The organism is Brevundimonas sp. (assembly GCF_044239655.1).
Lineage (GTDB): Bacteria > Pseudomonadota > Alphaproteobacteria > Caulobacterales > Caulobacteraceae > Brevundimonas.
Window position 1 is genome coordinate 16,697 of sequence record NZ_JBIIAY010000024.1, and the last position, 13,321, is coordinate 30,017.

General features: G+C 67.2%; 14 protein-coding genes. 8 read left to right on the forward strand and 6 right to left on the reverse strand.

Annotation, left to right across the window (positions count from 1 at the left end; all coding sequences use genetic code 11):
• Complete coding sequence (rffA, locus tag ACILQR_RS05025; protein ID WP_395650389.1) at positions 1 to 1,203, forward strand: dTDP-4-amino-4,6-dideoxygalactose transaminase; 1,203 nt, start codon at positions 1 to 3, stop codon at positions 1,201 to 1,203.
• On the opposite strand, the gene ACILQR_RS05030 is transcribed toward rffA, so the two are convergent.
• Both ACILQR_RS05030 and udk read right to left on the reverse strand, forming a co-directional pair.
• The gene (locus ACILQR_RS05030) at positions 1,200 to 1,835 is read right to left on the reverse strand and encodes a TetR/AcrR family transcriptional regulator C-terminal domain-containing protein (protein ID WP_395650390.1); all 636 of its coding nucleotides are present in this window, start codon (positions 1,833 to 1,835) and stop codon (positions 1,200 to 1,202) included. The genes rffA and ACILQR_RS05030 overlap by 4 nt on opposite strands.
• Before the next feature lie 71 nt (positions 1,836 to 1,906).
• A complete protein-coding gene (gene udk, locus ACILQR_RS05035; protein WP_395650391.1) occupies positions 1,907 to 2,554 on the reverse strand; it encodes a uridine kinase in 648 nt (215 codons plus the stop codon).
• 206 nt (positions 2,555 to 2,760) lie between these two features.
• On the opposite strand from udk, the gene ACILQR_RS05040 reads away from it, so the two are divergent.
• The 4 genes from ACILQR_RS05040 (at position 2,761) to ACILQR_RS05055 (ending at position 7,086) form a co-directional block, all read left to right on the forward strand.
• Positions 2,761 to 4,398 carry a long-chain-fatty-acid--CoA ligase gene (locus ACILQR_RS05040; protein WP_395650392.1) on the forward strand — a complete coding sequence of 546 codons (1,638 nt, stop codon included), beginning with the start codon at positions 2,761 to 2,763 and terminating at the stop codon, positions 4,396 to 4,398.
• 56 nt (positions 4,399 to 4,454) lie between these two features.
• A complete protein-coding gene (locus ACILQR_RS05045; RefSeq protein WP_271144775.1) occupies positions 4,455 to 4,724 on the forward strand; it encodes a hypothetical protein in 270 nt (89 codons plus the stop codon).
• Between the two features lie 75 nt (positions 4,725 to 4,799).
• A complete protein-coding gene (locus ACILQR_RS05050) occupies positions 4,800 to 5,975 on the forward strand; it encodes a YjgN family protein (protein ID WP_395650393.1) in 1,176 nt (391 codons plus the stop codon).
• Positions 5,976 to 5,979: 4 nt separating this feature from the next.
• A complete protein-coding gene (locus ACILQR_RS05055) occupies positions 5,980 to 7,086 on the forward strand; it encodes a M48 family metallopeptidase (RefSeq protein WP_395650394.1) in 1,107 nt (368 codons plus the stop codon).
• A 4-nt stretch (positions 7,087 to 7,090) separates the two neighbouring features.
• On the opposite strand, the gene ACILQR_RS05060 is transcribed toward ACILQR_RS05055, so the two are convergent.
• From ACILQR_RS05060 to queC, 3 genes are read right to left on the reverse strand one after another with little or no spacing between them, the layout of a single operon-like run.
• A complete protein-coding gene (locus ACILQR_RS05060; RefSeq protein ID WP_395650395.1) occupies positions 7,091 to 7,474 on the reverse strand; it encodes a 6-pyruvoyl trahydropterin synthase family protein in 384 nt (127 codons plus the stop codon).
• On the reverse strand, positions 7,474 to 8,109 hold the full coding sequence (gene queE / locus ACILQR_RS05065; protein ID WP_395650396.1) for a 7-carboxy-7-deazaguanine synthase: 636 nt from the start codon (positions 8,107 to 8,109) through the stop codon (positions 7,474 to 7,476). Before queE ends, ACILQR_RS05060 begins: the two co-directional genes overlap by 1 nt.
• Positions 8,106 to 8,822, reverse strand: coding sequence for a 7-cyano-7-deazaguanine synthase QueC (gene queC / locus ACILQR_RS05070; protein WP_395650397.1), 717 nt, complete (start codon positions 8,820 to 8,822; stop codon positions 8,106 to 8,108). Before queC ends, queE begins: the two co-directional genes overlap by 4 nt.
• Positions 8,823 to 9,035: 213 nt before the next feature.
• Between queC and ACILQR_RS05075 the strand changes: the two genes are divergently transcribed.
• Positions 9,036 to 10,658 (forward strand): response regulator, encoded by a 1,623-nt coding sequence (locus ACILQR_RS05075; protein ID WP_395650398.1) that lies wholly within the window; start codon positions 9,036 to 9,038, stop codon positions 10,656 to 10,658.
• Positions 10,659 to 11,095: 437 nt separating this feature from the next.
• Here ACILQR_RS05075 and ACILQR_RS05080 read toward each other — a convergent pair whose 3' ends face one another.
• Positions 11,096 to 12,124 (reverse strand): ligase-associated DNA damage response exonuclease, encoded by a 1,029-nt coding sequence (locus ACILQR_RS05080; RefSeq protein ID WP_395650399.1) that lies wholly within the window; start codon positions 12,122 to 12,124, stop codon positions 11,096 to 11,098.
• Positions 12,125 to 12,184: 60 nt separating this feature from the next.
• On the opposite strand from ACILQR_RS05080, the gene ACILQR_RS05085 reads away from it, so the two are divergent.
• Both ACILQR_RS05085 and ACILQR_RS05090 read left to right on the forward strand, forming a co-directional pair.
• The gene (locus ACILQR_RS05085; RefSeq protein WP_395650400.1) at positions 12,185 to 12,691 is read left to right on the forward strand and encodes a PaaI family thioesterase; all 507 of its coding nucleotides are present in this window, start codon (positions 12,185 to 12,187) and stop codon (positions 12,689 to 12,691) included.
• Entirely contained in the window at positions 12,688 to 13,083 is a 396-nt protein-coding gene (locus ACILQR_RS05090) for a PaaI family thioesterase (RefSeq protein WP_395650401.1), read from the forward strand. The genes ACILQR_RS05085 and ACILQR_RS05090 overlap by 4 nt, the downstream gene beginning before the upstream one ends.
• Positions 13,084 to 13,321 lie beyond the last annotated feature (238 nt).

The following is a 13,321-nucleotide window of genomic DNA, read 5'->3' on the forward strand; positions in this document are numbered from 1 at the left end:
ATGCCCCACCTCGTCGTTCCTCCGATCACCCCACCCCGCCCGCTGCCCGTTTTCACGGCGGCGCCGGATCGGCAGATCAAGTTCTCGAAGTCCAACATCCTCGCGGATGAGGCCGCCGCCGTGATGGAGGCCCTGCACGGCGACCATCATGCCGGAAACGGCACCTTCACTGCGCGCTGCCATGCACGCCTCGAGGCCATGGTCCCGGGCACCCGCGCCCTGGCCACCCATTCCTGTACCGGGGCGCTTGAGATGGCCTCCCTGCTGCTGGACCTGGAGCCGGGCGACGAGGTCATCATGCCCTCCTGGACCTTCGCCTCGACGGCCAATGCGGTCGTGCTGCGCGGTGCGGTGCCTGTCTTCGTGGACGTGATGTCCGATACGCTGAACATCAATGTCGATCTGGCCGCCGAGGCCGTGACCGATCGCACACGGGCAATCTTTTGCGTCCACTATGCGGGCGTCGGCTGCGATATGGAGGCTCTTCAGGCCCTGTGCGACCGTCACGGTCTGGCCCTGGTCGAGGATGCGGCCCAGGCCGTCGGCGCGAGCTGGCGCGGCCAGGCGCTGGGCGGCATCGGCGACATCGGCACCTTCAGCTTCCACGCGTCCAAGAACATCAGTTGTGGCGAGGGTGGTGCCCTGCTGGTCAAGTCGCCCGAGCATTCGGCGCGCGCCGAAATGCTCTGGGAAAAGGGCACCGACCGGGTCCGTTTTGGCCGGGGCGAGGTCGCCGCCTATGAATGGCAGACCGTGGGATCGTCCTTCCTGCCGTCGGAGATCACCGCCGCACTGCTGGACGCCGCCCTGCGCAACGAACCGACCAGAACGGCGCGACGGGTCGCCGCCTGGAACCACTACGACCAACAACTGCGTGCTGCCGGCGTCGACAGGCACCTCGTGCTGCCCGACATCCCCGCAGCAGCCGGCCACAACGGCCACATCTACCATATGCGAACCACCGACCAGGCGGCGCGTGATGTTCTGAAAGCGGACATGGCGCGGGTCGGGGTAGAGGTGACGACCCATTACCAACCCCTGCACCTGACACCGGCGGGGCTGCGTTACGGTCGGCTCAGCGGCCCGGACGATGTCACCGTCCGGGCATCCCGGACCCTGCTGCGCTTGCCGATCGACGGGTCGATCTCGCGCGACGCCCAGGACCACGTGGTCCGCACCCTGCTGACGGTGCTGCCGACCTAGTCGGCGCGATAGCGCGCCATGAAGGTCTCGACGGCGTCATCGACGATCTGATCGATCGACCGGGACGCCATGATCTCATCGCCGGTGACCAGCGGCATGAAGAAGATCGGATGTTCGACCATCCCCATCAGCTGGCCGGCCGCCCAGGACGGCTTGGCGACCTTCAGCTCTCCCGCGCTGTCGAGATCTTTCAGGGCCCGGATCAAGGGACCGCCGAAGTCGCTGCGGCCCCGCTCGAAGAAGGCCATGGCCGTGTCGCGAAACCGGGGCCGTTCGGCCATCACCAGCCGGAACACCGAGCGAACGAACGGATCGGCCATGAACCCGGCATAGGCCGTCATGAAATGGGTCAACTGGTGTCGCGCCGGGCCGGAGGACGCGCGGACGCATTCCATCTGGCGCGAGAAATCCCGGCCCGCGTCCTCGATGACGGCCGCGAACAGATCGGCCTTGGACGGAAAGTAGAGATACAGGGTCGCCGTCGACACGCCCGCCTCGCGCGCGATCGGCTCCATGCGGGTGGCGGCATAGCCCTGGGTCATGAAGGCCCGCCGCGCCGCCCTCAGGACCACCTGGCACCGGGGGTCGGGATCGGGGACGGCGACAGGGGCAAGGGGGGATTGGGCGGTCATGGCTTTGCTTGATACTCCAAGCTTGGCCGCGCTTGCAAAACATCGCTCTCGCGGGCGATCCCGCCGGGTGCCTATCGCGCCAGCAGGGCCGCCAGCAGCGGATGCGCCAACACCGGTGCCGCCAGCCGCACCACCGCCTGGGGATCATCCAGCCGCACCGCCGCCGTCGCGTCGGCGACGATGAAGTCGGCATGAGTCTTCGACGGCTCCGTCAGTCGCTCATGACCCGGCCGGACCGTGGCCAGATACTGGTGGATGACCGACTCGGCCGTCCGCCCTCGCTCGGACTGATCGCGCAGCAAACGGCGAATGAAGCGGATGTCGGCCGGGGTATCGACGAAGACCCGGATGTCGAACAGGGCGGTCAGTTCGGCGGTACACAGGACGTGCGTTCCTTCCACGATCACCACCTCGGACGCCGCGATCGGCTCCCCGTCCGGCTCGCGCCCATGGTGGATGAAGGAATAGACCGGGGCCGTCACCGGCTTGCCCGCCTTGAGCCGCTTCAGGTCGGCGATCATCAGGTCGTGGTCGCGCGCCGCCACGTCGTCGAAGTCAAAGGTCGCCGCGTCGAAATCCGGCAGGCTGGCCGCATCGCGATAGTAGGAGTCCTCGCGCACCAGAACGGCCGCGCCCGGGGGTAGAACGGCGACCAGGGTTTCCGCCAATGTGCTCTTGCCCGAGCCCGAGCCTCCGGTGATCGCGATCAGGACGGTCATGGGAGCTCCGATTGGCAACAGGGAACAGGCAGTAGGCAACAGGGACGACGTCGTCCATGCGTCACCCGCCGGATTCTCACGATGATCCCCTGTTGCCCGTTCCCTGCTGCCTGTTCCCTGCCCCTGCGTCACGTTGCTTAACGCCGATCACCTGATTAGCTTGGTCTCAAGCGCCGCGATCAGCCGGTGCAAACGAGGAAGTGCAGATGCTCGGATTGATGCAGGACTGGCCGCTGACGGTCGACAGGATTCTCGATCACGCCAAGAACTGGCACGGCCACCGCGAGGTCGTGACCCGCTCGGTCGAGGGCCCCATCGTCCGAACGACCTACGCCGAGATCCACGGCCGGGCCAAACGCGTCTCGAACGTCCTGCTGGGCTGGGGCGTCCTGCCCGGCGACCGGATCGCCACCCTGGCCTGGAACACCGGCAAGCACATCGAGGCCTGGTACGGCATCATGGGCATCGGGGCGGTCTGCCACACCCTGAACCCGCGCCTGTTCCCCGAACAGCTGATCTACATCATCAACCACGCCGAAGACCGGATGATCTTCGTCGACCTGACCTTCGTGCCCCTGCTCGAAGCCATCCTGCCGCACTGCCCCAAGGTCGAGCGGGTCATCGTCATGACCGACGAATGGACCATGCCCGCGACCAAACTGCCCAAGGCGGAATGCTATGAGGCCGTGCTGTCCGATGCGTCCGACGACGTCGTCTGGGGCGACTTCGACGAGAAGACCGCCTGTGGCCTGTGCTACACCTCGGGCACGACCGGAAACCCCAAGGGCGTCCTGTATTCGCACCGGTCGAACTTCATCCACACCCTGCTGGGCCTGCAATCGACGGTGCTGGGGGCCACGCCGAGCGAGGTCATCCTTCCGGTCGTGCCGATGTTCCACGCCAACGCCTGGGGCATCGCCTTCGGTGGACCGGCGGCAGGATCGAAACTGGTCATGCCGGGTGCCAAGATGGACGGCGCTTCGATCTATGAGCTGATCGTGTCGGAGGGCGTCACCTTCTCGGCCGCCGTGCCGACCGTCTGGCAGGGGTTGCTGACCCATCTGCGCGACAACGGCCTGCGCATTCCCACCGTCAAACGGGTCCTGATCGGCGGCTCAGCCGTGCCCGAGAGCCTGATCCGCGCCTTCAACGACGAGTTCGGCATCGAGGTGCTTCAGGGCTGGGGCATGACCGAGACCTCGCCGATCGGCACCCTGTCCAACATGACGCCGGAAATCCTCGCCCTGCCCTATGACGAGCAGATGAAGTGGCGGATCAAGCAGGGCACCCCGCCCCTGGGCGTCGAGCTCAAGCTCAAGAACTACGCCGGTCAGGAACTGCCCCACGACGGCCACACCTACGGGCGGCTGATGATCAAGGGCCCGACCATCGCGGGCGCCTATTTCCGCTCGGACGAGAGCATCCTCGACGTCGAGGGCTTCTTCGACACCGGCGACGTCTCGACCGTCGACGAACAGGGCTTCATGCAGATCACCGACCGCGCCAAGGACGTGATCAAGTCCGGCGGCGAATGGATCTCCTCGATCGACATCGAGAACATCGCCGTGGGCCACCCCAAGGTCGAGCTTGCCGCCGTCATCGGCGCGGCCCATCCGAAATGGGACGAACGCCCCGTCCTGATCGTCAAGCTCAAGCCCGGCGAGACCCAGGACAAGCAGGAGCACCTCGACTTCCTGGTCGGCAAGATCGCCAAATGGTGGATGCCCGACGACGTCGTCTTCGTCGACGACATCCCCCTGGGGGCCACCGGCAAGGTCGACAAGAAGCTGATCCGCGAGCGCATGAAGGACTACCGCCTGCCGACGGCGACCGTGCCGGCCTGATTTCAGGCTCCGTTCACCATTTGGCGGTTAACCCTACGGTCTCGGGAGAACCAGCCATGATCCACCTTTCGCGGGCCAGCGCCCTCGCCGCCGTCTTGGGCGGTGCCCTGATGCTTCAGGGCTGCGTCGTCGGCGCGGTCGTGGGCACGGCCGGGGCTGTGGTCGGGACGGGTGCCAAGGTCGTCGGTGGCGTCGCCGGGGCCGGCATCGACGCCGTCACCACCTCCGACGAGGAAACCCGCGCCCGCCGCGAGCGCGAACAGCGCGACTGGGAACGCGAACAACGCCGTTGCCGTGAGCGCGAGGCCCGCGGCCGCCGCTGCTGACCCGTTTGGTCATGCCGCCTGTGGTTGCGCTTGTCGCACAGGCTGGGCTAGCCTCCCTTCCACAGGGGGACTTCCATGACCGACACGCCGCCGCCCGGCCTTTCGCCCGCGCCTGAAGACACGCCCGGCGCGCCCCAGCCGACAGGTCCGACGACGGCCGGCGGTGGACAGGCCCTGGTGTTCGACACCACCCTGATCCCCTCGTCCTTCATCGGGCTCAGCCTCAAGAACGGCCTGCTCAACCTCGTCACCCTGACCCTTTGGCGGTTCTGGGGAAAGACCGAGGTGCGTCGGCGCGTCTGGCAGGGTATCCGGCTGAACGGCGACGCCTTCGAATACACCGGACGCGGCAAGGAGCTGTTCATCGGCTTCCTGCTGGCCCTGCTGGTGCTGGGGCTTCCGTTTCTGCTGATCATCTTCGCCATCCAGTTCCTGGGGCCGATGATCGCGCCCCTGCTGATCCTGCCGCTTTACATCTTCCTGTTCTGGCTCGTCGGCTTCGGCGTCTTCACCGCCTATCGCTACATGGCCAGCCGCACGACCTGGCGCGGCATCCGCTTCAGGCTCGGGGGATCGGCGACCAATTTCGGCTGGAAGTACCTGGGCGTCCTGCTGCTGACCGGCATCACCGCCGGCTGGTACGGGCCGGCCGGCGAGCGCAGCCTGGCGGAATCGCTCTGGCGCGATCTAAAGTTCGGCGACCGCAAATTCCGCTTCAACATGCAGCGGTCGGAGCGTGAGGGTGTCTACGGCGCGTTCGCCCTGGGCTGGTTCCTGACCATCGTCCCCTATTTCCTTTTCATCGGCGTGATCGTCGCGATCGGCGTGGCCTCGGGAGCCTATGGCAGTCCGAACGCTCTCGCCTCGAACGATCAACCCATGCCGGAGCTCGCGATGGTGATGATCATCTACGCGGTGCTCCTGGCCTTCGCGCCGATCCTGCTGCTGATCTGGTCGCCCTACTACGCCGCCATGCTGCGTTCGATCACGGCCGGGGTCGGCATCGACGACGCCACCTTCCGGATCGACGTCAAGGCCCTGCCCCTGTGGTGGCTGATGATCGTCAACCTGTTCTTCCTGCTGATTACCTTGGGCTTCGCCATGCCCTGGGTCCAGGCCCGCACGGCCCATTTCCTGGTCCAGCGGCTGAGCTCGACGGGCACGGCCCAGGTCGACGAGGCGCTTCAGACCGGCACCGGGCCGCAATCTGGCGAAGGCCTGGCCGACGCCTTCGGCTTCTCGCTGATCTGACCGGATGGACGCCCGCTTTCTCGACGGGCGCAGTGCCCGCGCCGTCGACGCCGATGTCGAGATCGACGCGGCGGGCGTCCACGTCGTCGCCGGCGACCGCATCCTGTCCTGGCCCTTCAAGGGGCTGGAGGTCGTGGTCGAGGGCGATCAGGCCCGCCTCTCGCATCGATCCGACCGCGACGCCCGCCTGATCCTGAACCGCGCCGACTGGGAGGGCCTGGGCGGCACCCATACCAAGGTCCTGTCCCGGCGACGTCGAACCATCGAGACCCGGCTCGCGGTCGGACTGGCCGTGTTCGCGGCGGCGACGGTCGGCTTTGTCTTCTTCGGCATTCCGGCCCTGTCCGGTCCCCTGGCCCGCGCCACCCCGCCGTCGTTCGAGGTCGGAATGGGCCGCAACTTCGACAATCAGCTGGGTGTCGTCTTCAAGACCTGCGAGGGCCGTCCGGGCCAGCAGGCCCTCGACGCCCTGGGCGATCGCCTGGCGTCCGGCACCGACACCCCGTTCGACGTGCGGGTGCGGGCGGTGAAGGCACCGATGGTCAACGCCTTCGCCCTGCCCGGCGGACCGATCCTGATCACCGACGACCTGATCCGTGACGCGAAAAACCCCGACGAACTGTCCGCCGTCATCGCCCACGAGGTCTCCCACATCGAAAAGCGCCACGTCATGCAGGCGGTATGGCGCAGCCTGGGCATCGGCCTGTTGCTCGACGCCGTCGTCGGCGGCGGATCAGGTGCGGGCCAGCAGGCCGTCCTGCTCGCCGGTCAGGCCACCGACCTCCGCTATGGTCGCGCCGCCGAGAGCGAAGCCGACGCCCGGGGTCAAGAACTGCTCCACGCCCAGAGTCTGTCATCACGCGGCATGGCCAGCTTCTTCGCCCGCCTGGGCGGCGAGGCCGCGCGCGCGAGGGATGACGACCTGTCCCGCGTCGCCGAGTTCGCCTCGACCCACCCGGACTCGGTGCGTCGGGCCCGCGTCGCCCGCGCCGCCGAACGCCCCGGCGGTGCCTCGCTCACCCCCACCGAATGGGCCGCCGTAAAGGCAGCCTGCGGTCCCGACGACGACAAGCTGATCCCGATCATCCGCCGCCGGTTTGGTGGTGGCTGAGAGCCTACAAGCTCAGCACGCAGCTTTCATTGATCGTAGGCCGCGCGACCTTGATGCGCGCCAGGCCCGGCCATTCCGGCTGCAGCTGCTCCGCGAACCACAGGCACAGTTTCTCCAGGCTGGGCAGTTCCAGCCCCGGATGGTCGTTCAGCATCCCGTGGTCCAGCATCCCCGCCGCCGTCTTCAGCGCCCTGTCCAGCGCGCCCAGGTCGGCGACCCAGCCGTGCTCGTCGTCCAGGGTCTCGGATCGCACCGTCGCCTCGACCGTGAAGGAATGGCCGTGGACGCGGCGATAGATGCTGCCCTCGGGTTCGTTCGGGAAATGGTGGGCGGCGTCGAAGGTCGCCTGTTTGGTGATCTCGAAAACAGCCTTGGTGAGGGAGGGCATCAACGCACGCCTATGTATTTGTGGGTCTGGACGCTGAGCCGCCATTTCGGGTGGCTCAGGCAATAGTCGAGGGCGGCGGCGGTGTTTGCCACCTGATCCGGTCCATCCATGGGCTGAAGCCAGAACCGGTCGAAGTTCAGGTGCTCGAACCGGTCGGGCATGGCGGCGGCTTGCGGATAGACCAGCTTCAGCTCGGCCCCCGTCGTCTGGACCACCGGCGCATCGGCCTTGGGACTGACGCAGATCCAGTCGATGCCGTCGGGGGCCGCGACCGTACCGTTGGTCTCCACCGCGATGTCGAACCCCCGCGCTTTCAGCGCCGCGATCAGGGTCGCGTCGAGTTGCAGCAGGGGCTCGCCCCCGGTGCAGACGACCAGCATGGGATCACCCTCGCGGCCCCGCCACTTCGAGGCGACGTGGTCGGCCAAGGCCTCGGCATCCGCAAACTTGCCGCCCCCGTCCCCGTCCACCCCGACGAAATCGGTGTCGCAGAACGAACAGACCGCCGCCGCCCGGTCCCGCTCCAGCCCGTTCCACAGATTGCAGCCGGCAAAGCGCAGGAAGACCGCCGGACGTCCCGCCTGGCCGCCCTCCCCCTGCACCGTCAGAAAGATCTCCTTGACCGAATAGGTCATCCGCCGCGCCACTCGGCATAGCCGGCCGCCCTCAGCTCGCAGGCCGGGCAGGTCCCGCAGCCGTATCCCCAGACATGGCGATGCTCGCGGTCGCCCAGATAGCAGGTGTGGCTGTCCTCGATGATCAGGTCGACCAGCCGCCGCCCGCCGATCTGGTGCGCCAGGGCCCAGGTCTGGGCCTTGTTCAGACCCATCAACGGCGTCTCGATCGGCACGGGCTTGTCCAGCCCCAGCGAGAGCGCCCTGGCCATGGCGTCGATGGTCGTGCGCCGACAGTCCGGATAGCCCGAGTAGTCCGTCTCGCACATGCCCCCGACCAGCACCGCCAGTCCGCGCCGGTCCGCCAGCGCCGCCGCCACGCTGAGAAATACCAGGTTGCGCCCCGGCACGAAGGTGGTCGGCAGACCCCGCGCGTCGATCTCGATGGCCCGCTCGCTGGTCAGGGCCGTCTCGCCGATTGCTCCAAAGCCGGTCAGATCGATGACGTGGTCGGGCCCCAGCCGCCCCGCCAGCTCCGGCAGGGCCCGTGCCATCGCCTCGCGCACCGTCAGCCGCGCCGCCATCTCCACCGCATGTCGCTGGCCATAGTCGAAGCCGACCGTCTCGACCCGTTCATACCGCTCCAGCGCCCAGGCCAGGCAGGTCGCGCTGTCCTGCCCGCCCGAGAACAGGACGAGAGCCGATGATGAAGAGACGGGCTGGGTTTCGCTCATGACAAATCTGCGGTCGGCCGTCTGGCCGCGCGCATTCCGGGTCGCCTGGGGGTGGTTAAGGTCGAGCCGGGGCTTCTACATCAACTGCGGCGGCGAGGCAAAAGATGCCAATTGCGACATAAAAACGGCGATTCTTGTGCTGATAGCCCGCCTTAACCCTTCTGCAAAAGCTTCTCCCCTACTGTCCACAGGTAAAGCGGAGTTGCGGCCAGTATGCCGACGATTGAAGTCCTGACAGAACGCATGGACCCCATCGCGCCCACCACATTGGCGAGCGATGTCTTCGTGCGGTTCCGAGACGAGCCCGACACCCTGGTTATCCCGGTGGTCGAAGACGGCCGCCCGATCGGTCTCATCGAACGCAATGCCTTCCTGCTCAAGATCGCCGGCCCCTTCGGCCATGCCCTCTATTCCGGCCGGACGGTCGTCCATGTCATGGATCCTGAGCCCGCCGTGGTCGAGGCGGGGGTGCGCATCGACGCCTTCTGCGACATCATGCTGAAGGGCGGTGCCGGAGCCCTGATGCGTGGCTTCATCGTCACCCGCGACGGCCGTTACAGCGGCGTCGGCACGGCCGTGTCCCTGCTCCAGGCCGTCAATGACCAGCAGCGGCTCCAGAACGCCGAACTGGAGGCCCAGGCCCACGCCCTGACCGATTCCAGGACCCAGGCCCTCGCCTCGGCCCGCGCCAAGAGCCAGTTCCTGGGCATCATGAGCCACGAGCTGCGCACCCCGATGAACGGCGTCCTCGCCGTCGCCGAACTGCTGCGCCGCCAGCCGCTGAACCCCGCCGCCCAGGCCCACGTCCAGACCATCGTCGATTCCTCCGAGACCCTGATCCGCATCCTTCAGGACGCGCTGGACCTGTCTCGCGCCGAGGCCGGCGAGCTGGAATTGACACCGGTTGCTACCCCCTTGCGCGCCCTGATGGACGACGTCGAACAGCTGTGGGCGCCGCGCGCGTCCCAGGACGGCGTGACCCTGATGATCGGCTATGAGGGCGACACCGAACTGGCCGCCGAGATCGATCCGATGCGGCTGAAGCAGGTGTTCAACAATCTGATCGGCAATGCGCTGAAGTTCGCCCGCAACGGCATGGTCGAGGCCCGCCTCAAGGCCTGGGCCGACGGCGACCAGATCCACATGCAGGCCCGCGTCCGCGACGACGGACCCGGCGTCGATGCCGACAAGGTGGACGCCATCTTCGAACCCTTCGTCCACGGCTCCGGACCTGACGGCGCCGGTCTGGGCCTGTCGATCTGCCGCCAGGTCGTGGACCGGATGGGCGGCCGCATCTGGGCCGAAAACAACGCCGGTCGCGGTGCCACCTTCGCCTTCGACTTCGATGCCGTGCGCGCCGTGCCCCAGGTCGAGGCTCCGTCGAACGTCCAGACCCTGGACGATCTCGAGCTCCAGGCCACGCCGCATATCCTGATCGTCGACGACAATGCGACGAACCGGGTCGTGGCCCAGGCTCTGTGCGAGATGTTCGGCTGTTCGTCCGAGACGGCCGAAGACGGGCTGGAGGCGCTCGACGCCGTCATGTCGCGGTCGTTCGACCTGATCCTCATGGACATCAAGATGCCGCGCATGGACGGCGTCCAATGCACCCAGGCCATCCGCGCCCTGTCCGGCCCCGAGAGCCTGATCCCGATCATCGCCCTGACCGCCAACGCCGATCCCGACGATGCCAGGGGCTATCTCGCCATCGGCATGGCCGCCGTGGTCGAAAAGCCCATCAAGCCCGAACGCCTGCGCATGGCCATGAACGCCGCCCTGTCCGGCGAACCGGTGCCCGTCGCCGAACCCGCCCCGTCCAGGGTCCGCGCGGCTTGATTTAGCAGCACGCTTGGCCGACACCTAAGCGATGTATCCAACCGGCTCAGGAAGAAGTTGGAGCCTGTAAACGGGCGATCGGATTCTCCATGTTTGCTGATCCTCGATACTATCTTCTTGCTTCAGCGGTTTTCGCGAGCATGTATTTTTTGGCTCCTCATTCCATCGCGATCGCCGTCAGCAGGGCTTACCCCGTAAGTCCTCGAGCACTCATGCGATCATTCCAGCACAAAACACGCTTTAGGGCATGGAGCGCTGGCATTGGTCTGGCCGGTTCGGTCATCGCGCCGACACTGGTCGGTACACAACCGGTCGTGATGGCCCCTATGGCGATTGGGATGATTCTGCTCGGTAGCGCCGATTTTCGTCAGCTGCTTGCAATCGCGAGAGAGGCTACTCCTCGGAACGACGATTATACATGACAGGCAGAGCGATAATCAGACCTCCTCCGCCACCACTTCCTCATCCTCCTCGTCATACCCGACCAGCCTTAGCGCACGCGCCGTCTGGCCGTGGATTTCGCACCAGCGCAGCAGGCCTTCCTCGCGCCCGTGGGTGATCCAGATTTCCTCGGGCTTCAACTCGGTGAAGGTGTCGGTCAGTTCGGTCCAGTCGGCGTGGTCGGAAATGACCAGCGGCAGTTCCACACCTCGCTGCCGCGCCCGCGCCCTCACCCCCATCCAGCCCGACGCGAACGCCGTCACCGGATCGGCGAACCGTCGCGCCCAGCGGTCCTGGATCGCCGACGGTGGAGCGATCGCGACCTCGCCCCCGAGCGCGTCCTTCTTCAAGCCCGTCGCCGGCAGGATCGGGCCCAGGTCGATACCCTCGCGCTCGTACAGCCGGTTGAGACGCTCCAGCGCCCCGTGGACATAGATGGGCCGATCCCAGCCCGCCTCGCGCAACAGCCGGATCACCCGCTGCGCCTTGCCCAGCGCATAGGCTCCGATCAGGTGGGCCCGGTCCGGGAACTGGCCCAGCGACTGTACCACCCGCGCCACCTCCTCGCCGTCCGGGGGATGCACGAAGACCGGCAGGCCGAACGTCGCCTCCGAGATGAAGACGTCGCACGGCACCGGCTCGAACGGCAGGCAGGTCGGATCGCGCCTGCGCTTGTAGTCGCCCGAGACCACCATGGTGATCCCCTTCCAGCGCACCACCGCCTGGGCCGAGCCCAGCACGTGGCCGGCGGGGACCAGTTCGATATCGACCCCGCCCATCGACGTCTTCAGCCCATAGGAGGCCGCCTGGCGGGTCACAGCGAAGTCCTCGCCATAGCGTTCGGCCATGATGGCCAGGGTCTGGGGCGTGGCCAGCACCGCCCCGTGCCCGGCCCGCGCGTGGTCGGAATGGCCGTGGGTCACGACCGCCCGGTCCACAGGGCGCACCGGGTCGATGTAGAAATCCCCCGGCGGGCAATACAGCCCCGCCGGTGTCGGCCTGAGCAGGTCTTCAAAACGCGTCATCGAGGGACCTCAAGCCATCCGGGGCTTGCGCGCAAGGCCGCGCCCGATAAGGACGGCTGGATGACCGAACCGTTCCCGCCCGACCTGAGCCCGACCGATCCCTTCCTGACCGACATCCTGCCCCAGTTGGCCAGTGGCGCGGCGCACACCTCGGCCCTGGGCTTCAGGCTGGAAGGCGTCGAGGGCCGGACCGTGCGCCTTCGCGTGCCGTGGCGAGAGGATCTGGTCGGCGATCCCGAGACCGGCGTCCTGGCCGGAGGGCTGGTGACGACCCTGCTGGATCATATCGGCGGGCTGGCCGTCTGGATCGCCGCCGGCGGCTTCCAGCCGATCGCCACCCTGGACCTGCGCGTCGATTACATGCGCGCCGCCCGCACCCATGAGGACCTGATTGCGGAGGCGATCTGTTACCGCCTGACGTCCAACATCGCCTTCGTCCGCGCCTGGGCGTTCGAGACCTCGCCGGACGACCCGGTGGCGGCGGCCCAGTCCACCTATGTCCTGTCACAAGCGAGCCCGCACCGGATCGGGGCCAATCTGAAGGCCGGCCGCGGAGCCACCGCATGACCGCCCTGATGGACACCCTGCCCTACGCCCGGTTCCTGGGATTGCGTGGCGAGATGGAGGGCGACCTTCTGACGGTCGTGATGCCGTTCGCCGACCGGCTGATCGGCGATCCCATGCTGCCGGCCCTGCACGGCGGATCGACCGCCGCCCTGCTGGAGATGACGGCCATCGCGCAGGTGGCCTTGGTCTATCCTCGTCTGCGCCTGCCGCGCCCGATCAACGTGACCGTGTCCTACCTTCGGTCGGGGCGACCCCAGGACGTACGCGCCCGGGCCCGCATTTCGCGCGCCGGCCGCCGTGTCGCCCACGTCCTGGCCGAGGCCTGGCAGGACGACGCCGCCCAGCCGATCGCCAGCCTGACCGCCAACTTCCTGCTGGCCGAAGATAACTAGGGATTGCAAACGCGATTGCTGAGTGGTTGCTTCCGACGGTGACGCTTCTGTCACGGGGAGAAAGACCATGTCGAGACAGACGATCGGCGAGACCCTGTCCATCCGCCTCCAAGCCGTCGAGACCGCCATCGACACTGCCCTTGCTGAAGGCTCCGCCCTGATGGCCCTGCTGCCCCAGGCGCGCGCCGAGGCCTATCTGTCGGCCGTGACGGGCCAGCGCGTTTTTGACGGAGCCGCC

What these genes read in the sequence shown, in the direction of transcription:
- ACILQR_RS05090 (WP_395650401.1), top strand. Translation starts at nt 12,688, where the DNA reads ATGACCGCCCTGATGGACACCCTGCCCTACGCCCGGTTCCTGGGATTG.
- ACILQR_RS05045 (WP_271144775.1), top strand. Translation starts at nt 4,455, where the DNA reads ATGATCCACCTTTCGCGGGCCAGCGCCCTCGCCGCCGTCTTGGGCGGT.
- queE (WP_395650396.1), bottom strand. Translation starts at nt 8,109, where the DNA reads ATGACCTATTCGGTCAAGGAGATCTTTCTGACGGTGCAGGGGGAGGGC.
- ACILQR_RS05085 (WP_395650400.1), top strand. Translation starts at nt 12,185, where the DNA reads ATGACCGAACCGTTCCCGCCCGACCTGAGCCCGACCGATCCCTTCCTG.
- ACILQR_RS05030 (WP_395650390.1), bottom strand. Translation starts at nt 1,835, where the DNA reads ATGACCGCCCAATCCCCCCTTGCCCCTGTCGCCGTCCCCGATCCCGAC.
- rffA (WP_395650389.1), top strand. Translation starts at nt 1, where the DNA reads ATGCCCCACCTCGTCGTTCCTCCGATCACCCCACCCCGCCCGCTGCCC.
- ACILQR_RS05080 (WP_395650399.1), bottom strand. Translation starts at nt 12,124, where the DNA reads ATGACGCGTTTTGAAGACCTGCTCAGGCCGACACCGGCGGGGCTGTAT.
- udk (WP_395650391.1), bottom strand. Translation starts at nt 2,554, where the DNA reads ATGACCGTCCTGATCGCGATCACCGGAGGCTCGGGCTCGGGCAAGAGC.
- ACILQR_RS05055 (WP_395650394.1), top strand. Translation starts at nt 5,980, where the DNA reads ATGGACGCCCGCTTTCTCGACGGGCGCAGTGCCCGCGCCGTCGACGCC.
- ACILQR_RS05060 (WP_395650395.1), bottom strand. Translation starts at nt 7,474, where the DNA reads ATGCCCTCCCTCACCAAGGCTGTTTTCGAGATCACCAAACAGGCGACC.
- ACILQR_RS05050 (WP_395650393.1), top strand. Translation starts at nt 4,800, where the DNA reads ATGACCGACACGCCGCCGCCCGGCCTTTCGCCCGCGCCTGAAGACACG.
- ACILQR_RS05075 (WP_395650398.1), top strand. Translation starts at nt 9,036, where the DNA reads ATGCCGACGATTGAAGTCCTGACAGAACGCATGGACCCCATCGCGCCC.
- ACILQR_RS05040 (WP_395650392.1), top strand. Translation starts at nt 2,761, where the DNA reads ATGCTCGGATTGATGCAGGACTGGCCGCTGACGGTCGACAGGATTCTC.
- queC (WP_395650397.1), bottom strand. Translation starts at nt 8,822, where the DNA reads ATGAGCGAAACCCAGCCCGTCTCTTCATCATCGGCTCTCGTCCTGTTC.